Below are 18,146 nucleotides of genomic sequence, written 5' to 3'. Positions count from 1 at the left end.
GGGAAGTGGCCTCGATACCTCCGCCAGGATTGTGGCTGGGAGGGGGTGGATGATGACCGGTCAGCCGGAGCACGTGATCATCGTCGGCGCCGGGCTCGGCGGGCTGCGCGCTGCCCAGCAGCTGCGTTCGGTCGGGTTCCAGGGGCGGATCAGCCTCGTCGGGGCGGAGCGGCACCCGCCGTACGACCGGCCGCCGCTGTCGAAGCAGCTGCTCACCCTCGGCTGGGATCCCGAGCGGATCGTGCTGGCCGGACTCGACGCGCTCGACGAGATCGGCGTCCGGGCTCATCTCGGGTTGCCCGCCGTCGCGCTCCGGCCGGGCGGCGGCGTCGGGCGCCCGGCCCACGAGCTGGAGCTGGCCGACGGGTCCACCCTGCACGGGGACGCGATCGTGGTCGCCACCGGGCTAACCGCCCGCAAGCTTCCCGGCCAGCCCGACGAGATGCTCACACTCCGCACGCTGGAGGACGCTCTCGCGCTGCGCGACACACTTGGCCGGGTCGGCTCGCTGCTCATCGTCGGAGGCGGGTTCATCGGGGCGGAGGTCGCGAGCTGCGCCACGGGCGAGGGGCTCCCCGTCACCATGCTGGAGGCGATGCCCGTGCCGTTCGGGCGGGCGCTCGGCCCTGAGCTGGGTGCGCTCGCCGCGCGGAACTTCTCCGCAGGGGTGGACCTGCGCACCGGTGTGACGATCACCGGGTTCACCGGCGTCCCCGACGGGGTCGGCGTCGAGCTGGCCGACGGCACCGTGGTGCGCGCCGAGGCCGGCCTCGTCGGCGTCGGCGGGGTGCCGTGCATCGACTGGCTGCCACCCGAGGTGGTCGAGAGGGTCGCCGCGGGCGGGCTGCACTGCAGCCCGACGGGGCGTGTCCACGGGCTGCGGGGGGTCTGGGCGGTCGGGGACGTGTCGGCCTGGGACGACCCCGAGCACGGCGTGCCCCACCGCCACGAGCATTGGACCAGCGCCGGCGATCAGGCCGCCGCGGTGGCCCACGACATCCTCGGCGCCCCGCCACCCCCGCCTGCGGTGCCCTACTTCTGGTCCGACCAGTTCGGGCTCAAGATCCAGGTCATCGGCCGCCCCGAACTGGCCGATGCCGACCACGTCATGCCGTTGCACGGCACCGGCCTCGACGGCGGCGACGTCCGGGGCACCGTGGCCGGCTACCTCGAAGGCGAGCGGCTGGTCGCGGTGGCGGGCTTCGGCGCCGCGCGCTACGTCTCGCGCTACCGGCCGCTGGTGGCGGCGGGCGCGACCGCCGACGAGGCCAAGGCGCTGGCCGCATCGCTCTGAGCTGTCGATGGGATCAAGGGAATCAGCGGAACAGGCGACGGATCAGCGCGAACAGGATCAGCCCGCCCATCGCCATCAGGCCGTAGCGGATCCGCGGATCCGAAAGCCGGGCCTGCACGCTCTCCATGCCCTCGTCGACCAGCCGCTTCGGGTTCGCCCGCTCGCCGAGGGCGTCGAGGCTCTCCGCCAGCGCGTCCCGCGCCTGCTCGATCTCACGCTGGATGGTGTCCGGGTCGCGCGCCACGACGCCTCCTTGCCTGCCGAAATCTCCGATGGGGTGCCAACCGTAGATCAGTCGCCGGCCCGCCACGGCCCGGCCCGGCGCGTGTCGGTGCGCCCATCGTGCCAGGATCGCGGACATGACAACCCGACTGGCGCCCGGCGACGCCGCCCCGGACTTCACGCTCCCCGACGCCGACGGCAAGCCGGTGTCGCTGTCGGACTACCGCGGCAGGCGCGTCATCGTCTACTTCTACCCGGCCGCGAGCACCCCCGGCTGCACCAAGCAGGCCTGCGACTTCCGCGACAACCTCGCGAACCTGGGGGACGCCGGGCTCGACGTCATCGGCATCTCGCCGGACAAGCAGGCCAAGCTCGTGAAGTTCCGCGACGCCGAGGGCCTCACGTTCCCGCTGCTCTCCGACGTCGACAAGGAGGTGCTCAACGCGTGGGGCGCCTTCGGCGAGAAGCAGATGTACGGCAAGACGGTCACCGGCGTGATCCGCTCGACGTTCGTGGTGGACCCCGAGGGGAAGATCGAGCAGGCGCTTTACAACGTCCGCGCGACCGGCCACGTGGCAAAGCTGCGCAAGGACCTCAAGGTCTGAGCGAAGCAGGCACGCCGCGCGCCCGCCGTCGGTCGGTGCGCGTTCAGAGGTCGTCGGCGGAGTCGACGTACTTGCGCAGCAGCCGCGCGAACTCGAGCCGCTCACGGGCCGGCCAGTCACGGGTGATGTGTTCGAAGGCCTGACGGTGCTGGCGCCGGAAGCGGTCGCGGGCTGCGGTGCCCTCGGGCGTCAGCCGGAGCACGGTGCGTCGCCCGTCCCGCTGGGACGCCAGCCGCTCCAGGAGGCCCTGCGAGATCAGGTCCGAGACCATCCGGCTGGCCGCCGACGGATCGATGCCGAGTTGGTCGGCCACTCCGCCGACCGTGATCTCGCTGTTTGCCTCGTCCACGATGTTGATCACGAGGTTGCGGGACAGGTCCTTCCGCTCCACCGGAGGGTCCACGACCTTCACCAGGTGGGTGCGCCGGCGGAGTTTGCCGAGCGTGGCCCCGATGGAGTCCAGCAGCGCCTCGCTGTCCGGCCCGCCCGCTTCCGCCGTCACGCACCCAGCATACACTTGCGTGCCGCCAGCACATCCATGTGGCCTGTCATGTATATGTGGGTGTCATCAGTAGCTGAGCGAAAGGCGGACGATCGTGACCACTGCGATCAGCAACGTGCGGGTCTTCGACGGGGAGCGCGTCCGCGACGCCACCACGGTCGTGATCGACGGCCCCGAGATCACCTCGGTCGGGGGCGAGGTCCCAAAGGGGGCCGACGTCATCGACGGCAGCGGCGGCACGCTGCTGCCCGGCCTCATCGACGCCCACGTCCACACCTCGGAGCAGGGGCTCGCGCTGGCGCTGCGCTTCGGCGTCACCACCGAGCTGGAGATGCAGGGCACCTGGACGAAGCCGCGACGCGCGCGCCTCGCGACGGATGACTCCCGGGCCGACGTGCGCTCGGCGGGCTTCGGCCTCACCCCGCCCGGCGGACACCCAAGTGAGCTCTTCCCCGCCGACGCCCGGCCCGGCGATGACGGCGAGCCCGTCGACGACGCCGACAACCCGGAGGCCGCCGGGATCGTGATGCCGTTCGTCACGACGCCGCACGAGGCCGTCGCCGCAGTCGCCCGGCTCGTGGAGTCCGGCTCGGACTACATCAAGTTTATGATCGACGACGGCACGGTCGAGGGCCACCCTGGACTTCCCGTGCTCGACCAGGCGACGGTGGCGGCCGGGGTGGCCGAAGCGCACCGCCACGGCATGCTCACCGTGGCCCACGCGCTGACCCTCGACGCCACCCGGATGGCGGTCGAGGCCGGGATCGACGGCCTCGCGCACCTGTTCATGGATGTCCCGCACACGGACGAGATCATCGAGCTGATCGCCCAGTCCGGGGCGTTCGTCGTGCCCGCCGTCGTGCTCGACGCCTCCATGATGGGCCTGACCGGCGCCGACTTCGCGGCCGACCCGCGGGTGGCCTCCCGGCTCGACGACGCCTGGTTGAGCACACTGCGCTCCTGCTACGGCCGCTACCCCCAGGGCGAGCTGACCGACGTCCTCGCGTCGGTGAAGGCCCTGCACGACGCCGGCGTCGACATCGTGGCCGGGACCGACGCGTCATTCCCCGCGACGTTCCTCGGCGGCGTCGCCCATGGCGCGAGCGTCCATCACGAGCTGCAGTACCTCGTGCGAGCGGGCCTCACTCCGGTGGAGGCGCTGCGCGCCGCCACCGCCACTCCCGCACGCCGGTTCGCGCTCACCGATCGGGGCCGCGTCGCGCCCGGCATGCGTGCGGACCTACTGCTGGTCGACGGCGACCCCACCACAGCCATCAGGGATACGCTCAACCTGCGGTCGGTCTGGCGGCGCGGCACCCGGCTGCTCTCCTGACTAACGGATCACCGCCGCGACGCCCGGCAGGTGCGCGCGGTAGCCGTCGAGGAGCCGCTCGGCCACCGCCACCGAGTCCACCAGCGGGTGCTGCGCGAACGCCCGCAGCGCGAGCGCCCGCGACCCGGTGACTGCGGCCTCGATCGTGTCCTGCTCGACGGCCTTGACCTGCTGCAGCAGGCCGAGCATCGCGCCCGGCAGCGGGGCCGTGGCCAGCGGCGTGATGCCGTGCGGACCCACGAGGCAAGGCACCTCCACCACCGCCTCGCCCGGCAGCCCGGGCACCGCCGCGCCGTTGCGGACGTTGAGGATCATCGTGCGGGACGGCCCACCTGACAGCGCGGCCATGAGGTCGAGCGCAACCTGCTGGTAGCCGCCCGCCGCGACGTCCTCGGCCGCGCGCTCACCCGCCCCGCTGGCCTCCCGGCTCTCCGCCATGTAGGTGGCGTCGCGCTCCTCGCGCACCCGGCTCCACCGCCGCAGGGCGTCGGGGCCTGCGCCCTCGGCATAGAACCGCTCCTGCTGGCCGAGCAGGAACTCCCCGCGCGTGGTCGCCGCCGAACGGATCGCGGCGACCGCCTCGCGGGACCGGTAGAAGTAGTAGAGGTACTCGTTGGGCAGCGCCCCGATCGTGCGTACCCAGTCGGCGCCGACCAGCCGCACCTCCTCGATGCTGTCCAGGGCGGCGTCGTCGGCGAGCAGCGCCGGGAGCCGGTCCACCCCGTCCACGCGCAGGCCGCGCAGCCAGCCGAGGTGGTTGAGCCCGACGTAGTCGACCACCGGCTCGCCGCGCCCCAGCCCCAGCGCGCGGACGGCCCGGTTCACGAGCCCGACCGGCGAGTCGCAGATGCCCACCACCCGCTCGCCGAGCACCCGCTGCATGGCCTCGGTGATCATCCCCGCCGGATTGGTGAAGTTGATCAACCACGCCTCCGGGGCCACCGCCGCCACCCGCTCCGCGACGTGCAGGGCGACCGGCACCGTGCGCAGGCCGTAGGCGACCCCGCCCGGACCGGTGGTCTCCTGGCCCAGCACCCCGCAGTCCAGGGCGACCCGCTCGTCCACCGTGCGCCCGGCGAGCCCATCGACGCGGATCGCGGAGAACACGAACCGGGCCCCGGCGAGCGCTGCCTCGAGGTCGGTCGTGGTGCGGACGGGCGGCGCGCCCGGCGCGGCGGCGGCCATCTCGGCGAGCACAGCGCCGATGGCGGCGAGCCGGTCGGCCGCCACGTCGTGCAGCACGACCTCGCTGATCGGCGAACCCGCGGCGAGTGCCTGGTAGACCAGCGGCACGCGGAACCCGCCGCCACCCAGGATCGTGAGCTTCACGCGAATCCGATCCCTCACGCCAATCGGATCTCGGCGCCGGCGCGGGCGCACACCGCCAGCGTCGCGGGGTCGGCGCCGTCGTTGGTGACGAGAACGTGCACGTCCTCGGGGCCGCAGACCGGCAGCAACCCGGTGCCGGGGAACTTCCCGCAGTCGGCCAACACCACCGTCTGCTCGGCGGCGCTCATCATGGCGCGCTTCACCGGCAGTTCCACGAGCCTCGAGTCCATGACGCGCCCGTCGCGGCGGATCCCGCTGGTGCCGAGGAAGAGCCGGTGGGCGCGCATCTCGCGCAGCGCCTGCTCGGTGAGCATGCCAACCATCGACAGGTAGTTGCGCCGCAGGATGCCGCCGAGTACGAGCAGCTCGACGTCCGTGTCGTCGCGCAGCTCGTCCACGACGGCGAGGCTGGAGGTGATCACGGTGATCCGGCGCCCGCGCAGCGCGTGCGCGAGGCACGCGGTGGTGGTACCGATGTCGATCAGCACGACCTCGCCGTCCTCGACCAGACCGGCCGCGCTACGGGCGATGCGCTCCTTGTCGCCGGCAGCCACCCCCGCGACCTCGGCGAACGGGACCGGATCGGCACCCATGACGACGTCGGCGGCGTGGCCGGTGAGGCAACCGGCCCCACCCCGGACGCGGCGCAGGGCACCTTCGGCATCGAGCGACTGCAGGTCCCGACGGATCGTGGACGGACTCACGCAGAGCTGCGCGGCCAGCGTGTCGACGGAGACCACGCCGGAGTCCCGCACCAGGCGGATGATCTCCCCGTGACGCCGCGCCGGAAGCACCGCGCAACCGTAACGCAGCCGTGCGCGGGCGAACAGCGCAGACGAGCACGAACGAGCAGGGCAGAGCAGAACCGCGCATGAACGGTTGCCATCCGCGCAACCGAGGAGGCAGTATCGCCCGCGACGGGCCGGAGGGGGCGGGCGGTGACCAGCACGGTGCAGGACGCGATGCACGAGCCGAGCTGGTGGGACCCGCTCGCCCAGCTGCGCAGCGCCGAACTGCAGAGCGGCGTCGAAGCCCCCACCGTCGATGTCTTCATGTCCGGCACCGTCTTCCTCGACATCGTGTTCACCGGGCTCCCGGCCATCCCGGCGGCGGGCACCGAGGTGTGGGCTGCCGGGATGGCGTCCTGCCCTGGTGGCATCGCCAACCTCGCCACCGCCGCCGCCCGGCTCGGGTTGCGCACCAGCCTCGCCGCCGGGTTCGGCGACGACGTCTACGCCGACTTCTGCTGGCGGACGCTGGCCGACCAGGAGCGCGTGGACCTCTCCCGCTCCCGCCGGTTCGCCCAGTGGCACACCCCGGTCACCGTCTCGATGGCCGTGCAGCGCGACCGCAGCATGGTCACCCACGGCCACGAGCTCCCGATCTCGAGCAACGACCTGATCGGCGCGCCGCCGCGGGCCCGCGCCGTGATCACCAGCATCGGCGAGGGCGCCGCCGACCCCGTTCTCCCGTCATGGGTGGGCACGGCACGCCGCGCGGGCGCACTCATCTTCGCCGACGCGGGGTGGGACCCCACCGGCGCCTGGGACCCAGCGCTGCTCACGAGCCTCGCCGGGTGCGACGCGTTCATGCCCAACGCGGTCGAGGCGATGAGCTATACCCGCACCGACAGCCCCCGCGCCGCGCTGCACGCGCTCGCGGAGCACGTCCCGCTGGCCGTCGTCACGTGCGGCGGCGACGGCGCGCTGGCCCTCGACGCCGCCACCGGCGAGGAGGCCGGCGTGCCCGCCCTGCCGGTCGACGCGCTCGACCCCACCGGCGCAGGCGACGTCTTCGGGGCCGGCCTCGTGCTCGGCACCATCGCCGGGTGGCCGCTGGAGCACCGGCTGCTGTTCGCCGGGGTGTCCGCCGCGCTCGCCGTCCACGAGTTCGGCGGGTCGCTCGCGGCACCGGGCTGGGGCGACATCGGCGACTGGTGGCGGCGCACCCGCACCCGCGCGGAGGGCGGCAACACCATCGCCTTCGACCTTCGCGAGCGCTACGGGTTCCTGGAGGACCTCGTGCCGCGCAGGCACGTCTGCGGCGTCCGCCGGGCGGCGGCCACGATCGCCCGCCACGCTGATCTCACCCGCCCCGCCTGACCCTCCGGAGGAGCACACATGGCCAGGCCCACCCGGTTCCGCGCTTCCGTCGTCGCCGCGCTCGTCGGGGCGCTGGCGCTGCTCAGCGCGGCCTGCACACCCGGATCGGAGAACGCCGCAGCTCCGCCGCCCACGGACCGGGCCGTGCAGACCGACGTCGCCGCGCTCGGGCCCGTCACCCTGACGGTGTGGGACCAGGAGGTCCGCGGCGGGCAGAACGAGCAGATGGAACAGCTCAACGCGGCGTTTCACCAGCGCTACCCGAACGTCACGATCGAGCGCGTCTCGCGCTCCTTCGACGACCTGGCCACCACCCTCCGGCTGGCGATCTCCGGCAACGACGCCCCTGACGTCGTTCAGGCCAACAACGGGCGCGCCGACATGGGCGCCTTCGTCGCCGCCGGACAGCTGCTGCCGCTGCGCCCGTGGGCGCAGGCCTACGGCTGGGACGAGCGCTACCCGGCGTCCGTGCGGCAGTACGTGAGCTACACACCCGACGGCAAGGTGTTCGGCGAGGGCGAGGTCTACGGGCTCCCGCAGGTGGGCGAGGTCGTCGGGATCTACTACAACCCCGCCGAGCTGCAGCGCCTCGGCATCGCCGTGCCGTCGACGTGGGAGGAGTTCGAGGCCGCACTCGCCGCCGGCCGCGCCGCCGGCGCCGTCCCGATGCAGCTCGGCAACCTCGAGAGCTGGCCGGCGCTGCACGTGCTCGGCACGGTGCAGGACCAGCTCGTGCCGGCCGAGCAGGTCACCGACCTCGCCTTCGGCCGCGACGGCGCGTCCTGGACCACGCCGGAGAACACCCAGGCCGCGCAGAAGATCGCCGAGTGGGCGCGGGCGGGCTACTTCAACGACGGCGTCAACGGCGTCGACAACGACCAGGCCTGGCAGGCGTTCGCGCGCGGGGAGTCGCCGTTCCTGATCGGCGGCACCTGGCTCGCCCCGGACCTGGCGGCCGCGATGGGACCGAACGTGCGGTTCATGCCGCCCCCGCCGCCCGCGGGCCGTCCGGTGTCGGCCACGGGCGGCACCGGCCTCCCCTTCTCGATCACCACCGGCAGCGACGCACCCGACGCCGCGGCCGCGTACCTGGATTTCATCACGAGCCCCGACGCCATGCGGGTGCTCACCGAGACCGGCAACCTCCCGGTGGCCGGCACCGCCCAGCAGCAGCCGCCCGCCGGGCTCTCGCAGGACGTCTTCGCGGCGTTCGCCGCCGTGGCCGACGGCGGGCAGCTGCTCCCCTACCTCGACTACGCCACCCCGACGATGGCCGACACGATGGGCGCGGCGCTGCAGGACCTGCTGGCCGGACAGCAGACGCCGGAGCAGTTCCTGGCCACGGTGCAGGCCGACTACACGGCGTTCGTCGACCAGAACGGCTGACGGGATGGCCAGCGGCGGGCTCGCGACGCCCGCCACGACGGCGCCCGCGGCGCGTCCGTCGCCCGAGCCGCGCCGCCGCGGGCTCGGTCCGTCGCCGTGGACGGCGCTCGCCTACATCGCGCCGGCGTTCGTCGTCTACGCGGTGTTCCTGCTCTACCCCCTCGGCCGGGCCGTGCACCTGTCGCTCTTCGACTGGGACGGGCTGACGCCGGCCACGTTCGTGGGCCTCGGGAACTACGTCGACGTCGTCGCTGACGACCAGCTACGGGCGGCGTTCGGGCACGCGCTCGTACTGATCGTGTTCTTCGCTCTGCTGCCCACGGCGATCGGGATCGTTCTCGCAGCCGTCCTCAACCGGGCGAAAGTGCGGGGGCTGGCGTTCTTCCGCATGATCGTGTTCCTGCCCCAGGTCGTGGCGATGGTTGTCGTCGGGGTCGCGTGGCGGCGGATCTACGCCCCCGACGGCTCCCTCAACGACGTGCTCGCGGCGGTCGGGCTGGGCGCACTCGGCCGGGCGTGGCTGGGCGACCCGGTGCTGGCGCTGCCTGCCGTCGGGATCGTCGGCACGTGGGTGCAGACCGGACTCGCCACCGTGCTGCTGATGGCCGGGATGAGCCGCATTCCCGGCGAGCTGTACGAGGCCTGCCGCCTGGACGGGGCGGGGCCGGTGCGCGAGTTCTTCGCCATCACCCTGCCCGCGGTGCGCGCCGAGCTCGCCGTCGCGCTCACGCTCACCGCGGTCGCCGCGCTCCGGACGTTCGACCTCATCTACATCACCACCGGCGGCGGCCCCGGCAACCGCACGTCGGTGCCCGCCTTCGAGGTGTTCAACCGGGCGTTCCGGCTCGGCGAGGTCGGCTCGGCCGCGGCCATCGGGGTCACGCTCACCGTGATCATTTTCGTGATCAACCTCGGGGTGGCCCGCATCGGCGAGCGGGGCGGCCGGTGATCTCCGCGACGGAGCGCACCGCCAACTACGCCGTGCTGCTCGTCTTCACCCTGTTCGCGCTCTGGCCGATCGGCACCGTGCTGGGCGCCGCCCTGGGCCCGGACGACGCGGGCGGCGTGGGCGGGCTCGCGAACTTCGCCGCCGCATGGGAGCAGGGCCGCTTCGGACCGTCGATGCTCACGAGCGTCGCCGTCTCGGGGTTCGTGGTCGTCGTCGCCGGGGTGCTCTCCGTGCTCGCCGGCTATGCGTTCGGCACCATGCGCGTGCCGGGGGCGCCCGTGCTGTTCCCGCTGTTCCTGCTCGGCCTCATGGTGCCGGGCGAGGTGATCGTCGTCCCGCTGTACTTCGATCTGCGCACGTTCGGGCTCACCAACACGTTCTGGGCGATCGCGCTGCCGCAGGTGGCTCAGTCGGTCGCCTTCGGCACGTTCTGGATGCGGGCCTACTTCCGGTCGCAACCCGCGTCGCTGATCGAGGCGGGCCGGCTCGACGGCGCCGGGACCTGGCGGATCCTCTGGAGGATCCTCGTGCCGCCCGCCCGGCCCGCGATCGTCACGATGGTCGTGCTGACGTATCTGTGGACCTGGAACGAGTTCCTGATCCCGCTGGTGATGGCGACCGACCAGGCGCTGCGCACGGCGCCGCTGGGGCTCGCGTTCTTCCAGGGCCAGTACACGTCGGGGTTCACGCTGCTCGCGGCGGGCGCGGTGATCGTCGCCGCGCCGGTTCTGATCGTCTACCTGTTCCTGCAACGCCATTTCATCCGCGGGATGCTGGAGGGCGCGGTGCGGGAATGAGGGTTCGGACTCGGGGGAGGAACGATGCGCACCGCTCTGCTCGCCGCTGTCGTCGTGGCCGGGCTGCTCACCGCCTGCACTGCGACGGTCCCGTCCGGGCCACCGCCGCCGGACTCGACGTCCGCCGGCGACCCGGTCGACCTCGACGTCCTGTTCGTCGGCGCCCATCCCGACGACGAGGCGAGCACCCTGTCCACACTCGGGCAGTGGACCCAGGCCGGGTACCGCTCCGGCGTCGTCACGATCACCCGTGGCGAAGGCGGTGGCAACGCCGTCGGGCCGGAGGAGGGGCCGGCGCTCGGGCTGCTGCGCGAGGACGAGGAGCGCCGCGCGGTCGGCCTGGCCGGGGTGACCGACGTGTTCAACCTCGACGAGGTCGACTTCTTCTACACGGTGTCGGCGCCGCTCACCCAGCAGGTGTGGGAGCCCCGGGACACGCTTTCTCGGCTGGTGCGGCTCGTCCGTCAGACCCGGCCGGACGTGCTGCTGACGATGAACCCGGCCCCGTCACCGGGCAACCACGGCCACCACCAGGAGGCGGCCCGGCTCGCGATCGAGGCCTACCACGCCGCCGCCGACCCCGCGGCGTTCCCCGAGCAGATCTCCGGTGAGGGACTGCGGCTCTGGGCACCGGCCCGGATCCTGCGCACGGGCACGAGCGCCGCGGCGCCGACCGGACCCGGCTGCGTGACGGCCGCGCCCGCCGACCCGGCTGAGGACGTGTTCTCCGTCTGGTCCGGGGCGGCGGCCCCGGACGGGCGCACGTGGGCCGCGGTCGAGCGGGAGGCGCAGCGCCACTACGCCTCCCAGGGCTGGGCGGTGTTCCCCGACGTCCCGGCCGACTCTGCGCAGCTCGGCTGCGACACCTTCACCCTCGTCGACTCCCGCACCCCGTATCCCGCGCCGGACACCCGCAAGGCCGCCACGCCCACGGCCGCCCTCGACGGTGCGGTCGACGCCATGAGACGCCTGGAGATCAGCGCCCCGTACGACGTGACCGCCGGCGTCCCGTTCGACGCCACGGTGTCGGCGGACGCCACCCTCACCGCGCCAACCGGCTGGACCGTCACCGGCGGGCGCGGCTCGTACGTGGTCATTCCGCCCGCCGACGCGGCGCCCGGCACCCGCGTCCGCCTGACCGCGACCTCCTCGGCTGGGTACACGGCCGAGCCGGTCGAGGTCGCCCCGCCCGTGCGGGTGGCGCAGGCGCCGCTGCCGCAGGTCGCCGAGTTCAGGTCCTGGGCGCCCTCGGTCGGCGCCGAACACCTCCGCGACGTCGTGCCTCCCGTGCTCACCGTGCCGAGCGGCGGGTCCCGCGAGGTCCCCATGACCGTCACGAACCATTCGAATCAGCCCCAGTCGGGCACGGTCGAGGTGGCTCTGCCCGCCGGCTTCACCGCCGACGCGCCCTCCCGCCCCTTCGTCGACCTCGCGCCGGGTGCGTCCGCCACGGTGCCGTTCGTGATCACGAACACCGATCCGGCCCTGCCGACGTCGAACACAGGCGGGGACATCCCGTACCGGCTCTCGGTGACCACCGCCTCCGGCACGGTCTCGGTCGTCGAGCCCTCCGTGGAACTGGTGCCGGCGACCGCGGTGCCGGCGGTCGGAGGAGTCGCGGTCGACGGGGCGGCCGCACCGGGCGAGTACCCGGGCCCCGCGCTCGACCTCACACGCGTGTGGGAGGGCGACGACTGCGCGTCCGCCGACGACTGCTCGGCCACGGGCCACGTGTCCCGCGTCGGCGACCTCCTGGCTGTGTTCGTCGAGGTTCGGGACGAGGCCCGCGGCGCCGTGCTCCCGGCCGCGGACTGCAAGCGGCACTGGCGCACCGACAGCGTCGAGATCGCGATCGACCCGACCGGCACCAGCGAGAACACCGCGTCCACGTACAAGCTCGCGGTGCTCCCGGCCACGGCCGAGGGCCCACCCTGCGCCGCCCGCGACGCCGACCAGCACCAGGGCGAGGCGGACGGCGTGCAGGTGGCGAGTGCCGCGACCCCGGGCGGCTACACGGTGGAGGCCGCCATCCCGATGGCCGGGCTGCCCGCTCCCGTCGACCCGGAGCGCATGGGGCTCAACCTGCTCGTCTACGACTCCGACACCCAGGACCGCACCGGCCAGACCCGCATCGGGTGGTCGACATGGCAGGGCGTGCAGGGCGACCCGTACCGCTGGGGCCGCGCCACCCTCCCGGCCTACGCCGCGCGTCGCGGCCAGGTGCGCGAGCCGGTGGTCCCGAGCGACCCACTCCTCAGCTCCGCGTCGCCGCAGAGCATCGAGCAGGCCCTTGGCATCGACGTGCCGCTCGCCGGACTCCCGACGGACCCCAGCGGCTGGCTCACCACGGCCCGGGTGGTCGACGGGGACGTCGAGGTGACCTTGGCCAGCACGACCGCCGGCGAGGTGTCGGTGTTCGTCCGGGACTCGGAGGGCACGGCCGGCAGCCTCGTCACCACGGTGGCCGGCGCCGGGGAGCACGTCCTCAGGGTGCGATTGACCGGGCCGTTGGGCAGCGCGCCGCGGGTGGTGGCGGCGTGGACGACCCAGGAGGGGAGCCTGGCGTCGCGCGCCGACATCTCCTGAGCTGCAGGTCAAGGATCGACCACCCGGTCGGGCCACATCCGGACGAGGCTGATCGCGGCCGGACTGAAGCCCGCCCCGCTGTGAGCGGGTGCGGCCTGTCGGAGTGGCAGGGCCAGAAGCTCCCACTACACCTCGACCACGTCATTGGGGACCACACGGACAATCGCCTCGAGACCCCCGTATTCTGTGCCCGAACTGCCACGCCATCACCGATACCTGGTGCGGGCGCAATCGGGCCGGCGTAGCCCAACGGCAGAGGCGCAGGCCCTAGGATCCTGTAAGTGTGGGTTCGAATCCCACCGCCGGCACCCTACTCAAGCCGCCTTGCCCGTCTCCGGCTCCGGCCCGTCCGGGGCGTCGACCTGCGGCGCCTCGATCGGGGGGCGCCGCGCTGCGATCAGCGCGCCCGTCAACCCCACCAGCCCCCCCGTCAGCGAGATGAGCAGCATCGCGGGGTGCGGGGTGCCGCCCACCGCGGCGTCGCCGAGCACCACGATCCCGATCGTGCCCGGCAGCACCCCGAGCACCGTGCCCACCAGGTAGGGCAGGAACCGCACGCCGGCGAGCGCCGAGGCGTAGTTCATCAGGAAGAACGGGACAGCCGGGATCAGCCGCAGCGACACCATGGCCAGCAACCCGCTGCGGTCGAGCCGGGCCCGCACCCAGACCACCGCCGGCCGGTGGCCGAACCGCCGCTCGACGAACCCGCCACCGAGCAACCGGACCAGCCAGAACGCCATCGTGGCGGCGAGCGCCGTGCCCGTGACGGCGAGCACCACCCCGGTGACGGAGCCGAACAGCACCCCGGCCGCCACGGTGAAGACCGTGCGCGGGATGGGTGTCACCGCCACGGCCCCGTGCAGCAGCACGAACAGCAGCGGGGCCCACAGGCCGGCTGCCGTGACCGTGTGCCGGATGTCCGGGAGGCCGTTGCGGAAGAAGAAGACGGCGACGGCAATGACCGCGAGCGCTCCCGCGCCCACGGCGACCGATCCCCACCCCGCCTTCCACCTCACGTCAACGAACGTACCTACGAGCGAGGGCCGGGTGGGCAGAAGGGGTCAGGAGTCCACCACCCGTTCACCGCGAAGGCAGTTACGGTGCGCTGCGTGACGACCGAGGAACCCGCTCCCCCGACGCTCGACCGCGAACTCGACCTCGACCCGGACGGCCTCGCCGTGCGCCGCGAGGTGCTCGGACCGGAGCACGTCGACGCGGCGATCGCCCGCGCCGACGACATCACGGCCGAGTTCCAGGAGATGATCACGAAGTACGCCTGGGGCCACATCTGGACCCGGCCGGGGCTGGATCGCCGGATGCGCAGCGCCGTCACGCTGACCGCGCTCGTCGCGCACGGCCACCTCGCAGAGCTGGAGCTGCACCTGCGCGCGGCGCTGCGCAACGGGCTGACCCGCGCGGAGATCGTCGAGGTGCTGCTGCAGTCCGCCATCTACTGCGGCGTGCCGGCCGCCAATTCGGCGTTCGCGGTGGCGCGGCGGGTCCTCAACGAGGAGCAGCCGGGCGGGCTAGCCGTGGGTTAGCCGAGGTCGTGCAGGTGCGGCAGGAGCGCGCGCATGGCCCGCCCACGGTGGGAGGCAGCGTCCTTTTCGTCAGGGCTGAGCTCGGCGGAGGTCCGCTCCTCCCCGTCCGGCACGAACACCGGGTCGTAGCCGAATCCGTTGGCGCCACGCGGCTCGCGGACGATCCGGCCACGCCACTCGCCGTGCACGACGGTCTCCAGGCCGCTCTCCGGGCCGCCGGGCAGGACCAGCGCGGCCGCGCACACGAACGCGGCGCCGCGGCGGGGATCGGGCACGTCGGCGAGCTGACCGAGCAGCAGCCGCAGGTTTGCCTCGTCGTCGCCGTGCCGGCCCGACCAGCGCGCGGAGAGCACGCCCGGCATGCCGTTGAGGGCGTCGACGGCGAGCCCGGAGTCGTCGGCGATGGACGGGAGCCCGGTCGCGGCAACGGCGTCCCGGGCCTTGGCGAGCGCGTTCTCGGCGAACGTCGCACCTGTTTCGGGGGCGTCCGGGAACTCCGGGACGTCGGCAAGCCCGAGGACCTCCACCGGGCCGCCTGCCAGCATGCGCCGCAGCTCCGCGAGCTTGCCGGGGTTGCGGGTGGCGAGCAGGACCTTCACGAGGGGAGCCTGCCGGGGTAGGGCTCGGCGAGCGCCGCGGCCTGGAGGTCGGCGAGCGTCCGGATGCCGGCGAGTGCGACATCGAGCATGGAGTCGAGGGTGCCACGGGTGAACGTGGCGCCCTCGCCGGTGCCCTGCACCTCGATGAGCGTGCCGGTGTTGGTGGCGACGACGTTCGTGTCCACCTCGGCGCGGGAGTCCTCCTCGTACGGCAGGTCGAGCCGCACCCGCCCGTCCACCACGCCGACGCTGACCGCGGCGACCTGGCACGACACCGGCTTCGGGTCGGCCAGGCTGCCTCGGGCACCGAGCCAGGTCACTGCATCGGCGAGGGCCACATAGGCGCCGGTGATCGCGGCGGTGCGGGTGCCCCCGTCGGCCTGCAGGACGTCGCAGTCCACGGCGATGGTGTTCTCGCCGAGCGCGGCGAGGTCGATGCATGCCCTCAGCGAGCGCCCGATCAGCCTGCTGATCTCGTGGGTGCGCCCGCCGACGCGACCCTTCACCGACTCGCGGTCGCTGCGAGTGTTGGTGGCCGATGGCAGCATCGCGTACTCGGCGGTGAGCCAGCCCAGCCCGGAGCCCTTGCGCCAGCGCGGGACACCCTCTGTGACGCTCGCCGCGCATAGCACTTTGGTGTCCCCGAACTCGACGAGCACGGAGCCCGCCGGGTGCTTCTGGAAGCCCCTGGTGATCGTCACGGGGCGAAGTTCGTCGTCGGACCGTCCGTCTGCACGCGTCACGCAGGCAACCTTATGTCGGCGGGTTGAACCGGGCGGACCGGGCGTACGTCGTGGTGGGCATGGTCGTGGTCGACGGAATTCCCCTCCACCCGTTGGTCGTGCACGCCGTCGTCGTGCTCCTGCCGCTGGCCGCGCTGGGCGCGATCGTCATCGCGCTGCGGCGCTCGTGGCGGCGGACCCTCGGCGTCCCGGTGCTTCTTCTCGCCCTGGCCGGTGGCGGCGCGGTGCCGATCGCCACGGCGACAGGTGACCAGCTTGAGAACGCCCTGCCGCCGAACCCGCTGCTCGCGGTGCATGCCGATCTGGGCAACTCGCTCCTGCCGTACGCCGTGGCGTTCGTCGCGCTGCTGGCGCTGGCGGTGGCCGCCGAGTTCTCGACGAGCCTGGTCCCGGCGGCGGCGGGCCCGGCCCCACCGGCGAGCACCACCCGCTCGCAGGTCGCGACCGGCCTCTCGGTGCTGGCCGCGCTGGCGGGCATCGCGGTCACCTACCTCGTGATACGGATCGGCCACGCCGGAGCCACGGTGGTGTGGCAGGGCATCGGGCAGTGACGCCACCCGGGGCGCGGCGATCAGCTCAGATCTCGTAGGCGCAGCCGGGGGCCACCAGCTCCACCGGGCCGTCGAAGGCCATCTTCGCCTCGGCGACCACCTCATCGGCGTCGAACCACGCCGCAACGTGCGTGATGAGCAGCCGGCCCACTCCCGCGGCGGCGGCGTGCTCGCCCGCCTGCCGCCCGGACAGGTGCACCCCGGGCGGGGGCTCCTGCCAGTGCGGCGTGACATGCGGCCAGGTGGCCTCGCACAGCAGCGCGTCGGCGCCCCGCGCCAGCTCCACGAGCGACTCGCACGGCCCGGTGTCACCGCTGTAGACGAGGCTGCGGCCCGCGTGCTCCACGCGCACGCCGTACGCCTCGCACACGTGGTCGACGCGCCGAGCGGTGAACGCGACACCGCCGACGGTGCCCTCGCTGCCGTCGGCGAGCGGGCGGAAGTCGAAGACGTCGGTGAGGTCGGTCTCGGCGCGCTCGGCCGCCGACGGCGCGTAGGCCGCAGCGAATCGGTCGGGCGCTTCTGCGGGGGCGACCACGGGCAGGCGCCGCGCCCGCGGGTCGAAGGGCGGGCTCGGGTGGTAGCGGCGGTGCACGGCGAGCGCCGAGAAGTCGGCGCAGTGGTCGGGGTGCAGGTGGGAGAACACGACCCCGTCGATGGCCCACGGGTCGGTGTGCCGCTGCAACGGGCCGAAGGTGCCGTTGCCCAGGTCCAGCGTCAGCCGCGTGTCGCCGGCCTCGACCAAGTACCCCGACGCCGGGGATGTCGGACCGGGCCCGCTGCCCGAACATCCGAGCACGATGAGCCGCATGAGGGGACGTTAACGCGCACGGGTGTGCCGCAGCCACCAGAGGCCGACGAGCGGCAGCACGAGCGGCACGAACCCGTATCCGCGCCCGTAGACCGACCAGACGGTGTCGTCGGGGAAGTCGCCGGTGTCGAACACCGTGATCGTCCCGATGGTCAGCACACCGATCAGCTCGAACAACACCGCCGCCCACCCGAGCCTGCGCGCCGCGGGGCTGTGCCCGGCCAACCCGATCGTCGCGAGGATGTACACGACGCCTGCGAGCGCGGACAGCAGGTACGCGACCGGGGCCTCGCCGAAGCGGGTGGCGATCTGCACCCCGGCCCGCGCCGTGGCGGACAGCGCGAACACGCCATAGACCGCGATCAGGACCCGTCCGGGCCCGGAGGACGTCGCCCGGGCCGCCTCAGACACCGGCCGCCGCCCACAACCCCTGGAGCCGCCACACGGCCACGGCCGTGGCGATCGCGCCCACGGCGACCACGGCCCCGCCCCAGCGGGTGGGTTCGGCGGCGGCGAACTGGGTGGCGATCGGCAGCACGCAGATCGACACGACGAGGTAGATGAGGAAGGTGGTCGTCTCCGGCAGCGTGACCCCGCCGAACACCCGCACGGCGGCGATGGCGGCCTGCACCACGAGCAGGGCGACCACGGCGCCCACCGCGCGCTTCGTCCAGGCGTCGGGCGGCCGGTTCAGGGCCGTGATGACGATGCCGTACACGGCGAGGGCGGCGAGCGCCACGAACACTACGACCACCAGCGCGCCGATCACGGCCGCGAGGCTACCCCGCCCGTGTGC

General features: G+C 73.4%; 20 protein-coding genes and 1 tRNA gene. 11 read left to right on the top strand and 10 right to left on the bottom strand.

Features of this window, described 5'->3' with window-relative positions:
* Positions 1 to 49 precede the first annotated feature (49 nt).
* Complete coding sequence (locus tag ABD143_RS33810) at positions 50 to 1,294, top strand: NAD(P)/FAD-dependent oxidoreductase (protein ID WP_343986358.1); 1,245 nt, start codon at positions 50 to 52, stop codon at positions 1,292 to 1,294.
* 22 nt (positions 1,295 to 1,316) lie between these two features.
* Here the strand turns inward: ABD143_RS33810 and ABD143_RS33805 are convergent, their stop codons facing one another.
* Positions 1,317 to 1,538 carry a DUF3618 domain-containing protein gene (locus ABD143_RS33805; protein ID WP_343986355.1) on the bottom strand — a complete coding sequence of 74 codons (222 nt, stop codon included), beginning with the start codon at positions 1,536 to 1,538 and terminating at the stop codon, positions 1,317 to 1,319.
* A gap of 115 nt (positions 1,539 to 1,653) precedes the next feature.
* Here ABD143_RS33805 and bcp point away from each other — a divergent pair, with 115 nt between their 5' ends.
* Positions 1,654 to 2,121 (top strand): thioredoxin-dependent thiol peroxidase, encoded by a 468-nt coding sequence (gene bcp, locus ABD143_RS33800; RefSeq protein ID WP_343986352.1) that lies wholly within the window; start codon positions 1,654 to 1,656, stop codon positions 2,119 to 2,121.
* A gap of 43 nt (positions 2,122 to 2,164) precedes the next feature.
* On the opposite strand, the gene ABD143_RS33795 is transcribed toward bcp, so the two are convergent.
* Positions 2,165 to 2,623, bottom strand: a complete 459-nt coding sequence (locus tag ABD143_RS33795; RefSeq protein ID WP_343986348.1) for a MarR family winged helix-turn-helix transcriptional regulator — start codon at positions 2,621 to 2,623, stop codon at positions 2,165 to 2,167.
* A gap of 94 nt (positions 2,624 to 2,717) precedes the next feature.
* On the opposite strand from ABD143_RS33795, the gene ABD143_RS33790 reads away from it, so the two are divergent.
* Positions 2,718 to 3,956 (top strand): metal-dependent hydrolase family protein, encoded by a 1,239-nt coding sequence (locus ABD143_RS33790; protein ID WP_343986345.1) that lies wholly within the window; start codon positions 2,718 to 2,720, stop codon positions 3,954 to 3,956.
* On the opposite strand, the gene ABD143_RS33785 is transcribed toward ABD143_RS33790, so the two are convergent.
* Together ABD143_RS33785 and ABD143_RS33780 are read right to left on the bottom strand one after the other, a co-directional pair.
* The gene (locus ABD143_RS33785; RefSeq protein ID WP_343986342.1) at positions 3,957 to 5,285 is read right to left on the bottom strand and encodes a 6-phospho-beta-glucosidase; all 1,329 of its coding nucleotides are present in this window, start codon (positions 5,283 to 5,285) and stop codon (positions 3,957 to 3,959) included. It abuts the gene before it with no gap.
* 14 nt (positions 5,286 to 5,299) lie between these two features.
* The gene (locus ABD143_RS33780) at positions 5,300 to 6,079 is read right to left on the bottom strand and encodes a DeoR/GlpR family DNA-binding transcription regulator (protein WP_343986340.1); all 780 of its coding nucleotides are present in this window, start codon (positions 6,077 to 6,079) and stop codon (positions 5,300 to 5,302) included.
* 258 nt (positions 6,080 to 6,337) lie between these two features.
* On the opposite strand from ABD143_RS33780, the gene ABD143_RS33775 reads away from it, so the two are divergent.
* The 6 genes from ABD143_RS33775 to ABD143_RS33750 all read left to right on the top strand — a co-directional run bounded on the left by ABD143_RS33775 (position 6,338) and on the right by ABD143_RS33750 (position 13,413).
* The gene (locus tag ABD143_RS33775) at positions 6,338 to 7,387 is read left to right on the top strand and encodes a carbohydrate kinase family protein (RefSeq protein WP_343987185.1); all 1,050 of its coding nucleotides are present in this window, start codon (positions 6,338 to 6,340) and stop codon (positions 7,385 to 7,387) included.
* 18 nt (positions 7,388 to 7,405) lie between these two features.
* On the top strand, positions 7,406 to 8,773 hold the full coding sequence (locus ABD143_RS33770; RefSeq protein ID WP_343986338.1) for an extracellular solute-binding protein: 1,368 nt from the start codon (positions 7,406 to 7,408) through the stop codon (positions 8,771 to 8,773).
* Positions 8,774 to 8,777: 4 nt separating this feature from the next.
* Positions 8,778 to 9,722, top strand: a complete 945-nt coding sequence (locus ABD143_RS33765; protein WP_343986335.1) for a carbohydrate ABC transporter permease — start codon at positions 8,778 to 8,780, stop codon at positions 9,720 to 9,722.
* Positions 9,719 to 10,519 carry a carbohydrate ABC transporter permease gene (locus ABD143_RS33760; protein ID WP_343986332.1) on the top strand — a complete coding sequence of 267 codons (801 nt, stop codon included), beginning with the start codon at positions 9,719 to 9,721 and terminating at the stop codon, positions 10,517 to 10,519. Before ABD143_RS33765 ends, ABD143_RS33760 begins: the two co-directional genes overlap by 4 nt.
* A 24-nt stretch (positions 10,520 to 10,543) precedes the next feature.
* Positions 10,544 to 13,105 (top strand): sugar-binding protein, encoded by a 2,562-nt coding sequence (locus ABD143_RS33755; RefSeq protein ID WP_343986329.1) that lies wholly within the window; start codon positions 10,544 to 10,546, stop codon positions 13,103 to 13,105.
* A 235-nt stretch (positions 13,106 to 13,340) separates the two neighbouring features.
* Positions 13,341 to 13,413, top strand: a tRNA-Leu gene (locus ABD143_RS33750).
* Positions 13,414 to 13,419: 6 nt separating this feature from the next.
* On the opposite strand, the gene ABD143_RS33745 is transcribed toward ABD143_RS33750, so the two are convergent.
* The gene (locus ABD143_RS33745; RefSeq protein ID WP_343986325.1) at positions 13,420 to 14,121 is read right to left on the bottom strand and encodes a TVP38/TMEM64 family protein; all 702 of its coding nucleotides are present in this window, start codon (positions 14,119 to 14,121) and stop codon (positions 13,420 to 13,422) included.
* A 93-nt stretch (positions 14,122 to 14,214) separates the two neighbouring features.
* Between ABD143_RS33745 and pcaC the strand changes: the two genes are divergently transcribed.
* Positions 14,215 to 14,646: a 4-carboxymuconolactone decarboxylase gene (pcaC, locus tag ABD143_RS33740; protein WP_343986321.1), complete on the top strand. Its 432-nt coding sequence runs from the start codon at positions 14,215 to 14,217 to the stop codon at positions 14,644 to 14,646.
* Here the strand turns inward: pcaC and rdgB are convergent.
* Together rdgB and rph are read right to left on the bottom strand one after the other, a co-directional pair.
* A complete protein-coding gene (gene rdgB / locus ABD143_RS33735) occupies positions 14,643 to 15,191 on the bottom strand; it encodes an RdgB/HAM1 family non-canonical purine NTP pyrophosphatase (RefSeq protein WP_343987182.1) in 549 nt (182 codons plus the stop codon). The two genes, pcaC and rdgB, sit on opposite strands and share 4 nt — an antisense overlap.
* Before the next feature lie 50 nt (positions 15,192 to 15,241).
* Positions 15,242 to 15,988 carry a ribonuclease PH gene (rph, locus tag ABD143_RS33730; protein WP_343986318.1) on the bottom strand — a complete coding sequence of 249 codons (747 nt, stop codon included), beginning with the start codon at positions 15,986 to 15,988 and terminating at the stop codon, positions 15,242 to 15,244.
* A gap of 23 nt (positions 15,989 to 16,011) precedes the next feature.
* Here rph and ABD143_RS33725 point away from each other — a divergent pair, with 23 nt between their 5' ends.
* Entirely contained in the window at positions 16,012 to 16,539 is a 528-nt protein-coding gene (locus tag ABD143_RS33725) for a DUF2231 domain-containing protein (RefSeq protein WP_343986315.1), read from the top strand.
* Positions 16,540 to 16,564: 25 nt separating this feature from the next.
* Here ABD143_RS33725 and ABD143_RS33720 read toward each other — a convergent pair whose 3' ends face one another.
* Genes ABD143_RS33720 through ABD143_RS33710 form a run of 3 tightly spaced genes read right to left on the bottom strand, consistent with a single transcriptional unit; the run spans position 16,565 to position 18,119 of the window.
* Positions 16,565 to 17,350 (bottom strand): MBL fold metallo-hydrolase, encoded by a 786-nt coding sequence (locus ABD143_RS33720; protein WP_343986312.1) that lies wholly within the window; start codon positions 17,348 to 17,350, stop codon positions 16,565 to 16,567.
* Between the two features lie 9 nt (positions 17,351 to 17,359).
* Positions 17,360 to 17,761 carry a hypothetical protein gene (locus ABD143_RS33715; RefSeq protein WP_343986309.1) on the bottom strand — a complete coding sequence of 134 codons (402 nt, stop codon included), beginning with the start codon at positions 17,759 to 17,761 and terminating at the stop codon, positions 17,360 to 17,362.
* Positions 17,754 to 18,119, bottom strand: a complete 366-nt coding sequence (locus ABD143_RS33710; RefSeq protein ID WP_343986305.1) for a hypothetical protein — start codon at positions 18,117 to 18,119, stop codon at positions 17,754 to 17,756. Before ABD143_RS33710 ends, ABD143_RS33715 begins: the two co-directional genes overlap by 8 nt.
* Positions 18,120 to 18,146 lie beyond the last annotated feature (27 nt).

Origin of the sequence: Pseudonocardia aurantiaca (assembly GCF_039526725.1) — a bacterium.
GTDB lineage: Bacteria > Actinomycetota > Actinomycetes > Mycobacteriales > Pseudonocardiaceae > Pseudonocardia > Pseudonocardia aurantiaca.
Note: the sequence above shows the minus strand (reverse complement) of the source record. Positions and strands in the feature narration are given on the sequence as shown.

Excerpts from the sequence above, each read along its gene's own strand:
- bcp (WP_343986352.1), top strand. The coding sequence starts at position 1,654 with ATGACAACCCGACTGGCGCCCGGCGACGCCGCCCCGGACTTCACGCTC.
- ABD143_RS33775 (WP_343987185.1), top strand. The coding sequence starts at position 6,338 with ATGTCCGGCACCGTCTTCCTCGACATCGTGTTCACCGGGCTCCCGGCC.
- ABD143_RS33810 (WP_343986358.1), top strand. The coding sequence starts at position 50 with ATGATGACCGGTCAGCCGGAGCACGTGATCATCGTCGGCGCCGGGCTC.
- ABD143_RS33720 (WP_343986312.1), bottom strand. The coding sequence starts at position 17,350 with ATGCGGCTCATCGTGCTCGGATGTTCGGGCAGCGGGCCCGGTCCGACA.
- ABD143_RS33755 (WP_343986329.1), top strand. The coding sequence starts at position 10,544 with ATGCGCACCGCTCTGCTCGCCGCTGTCGTCGTGGCCGGGCTGCTCACC.
- ABD143_RS33770 (WP_343986338.1), top strand. The coding sequence starts at position 7,406 with ATGGCCAGGCCCACCCGGTTCCGCGCTTCCGTCGTCGCCGCGCTCGTC.
- ABD143_RS33765 (WP_343986335.1), top strand. The coding sequence starts at position 8,778 with ATGGCCAGCGGCGGGCTCGCGACGCCCGCCACGACGGCGCCCGCGGCG.
- rdgB (WP_343987182.1), bottom strand. The coding sequence starts at position 15,191 with ATGCTGGCAGGCGGCCCGGTGGAGGTCCTCGGGCTTGCCGACGTCCCG.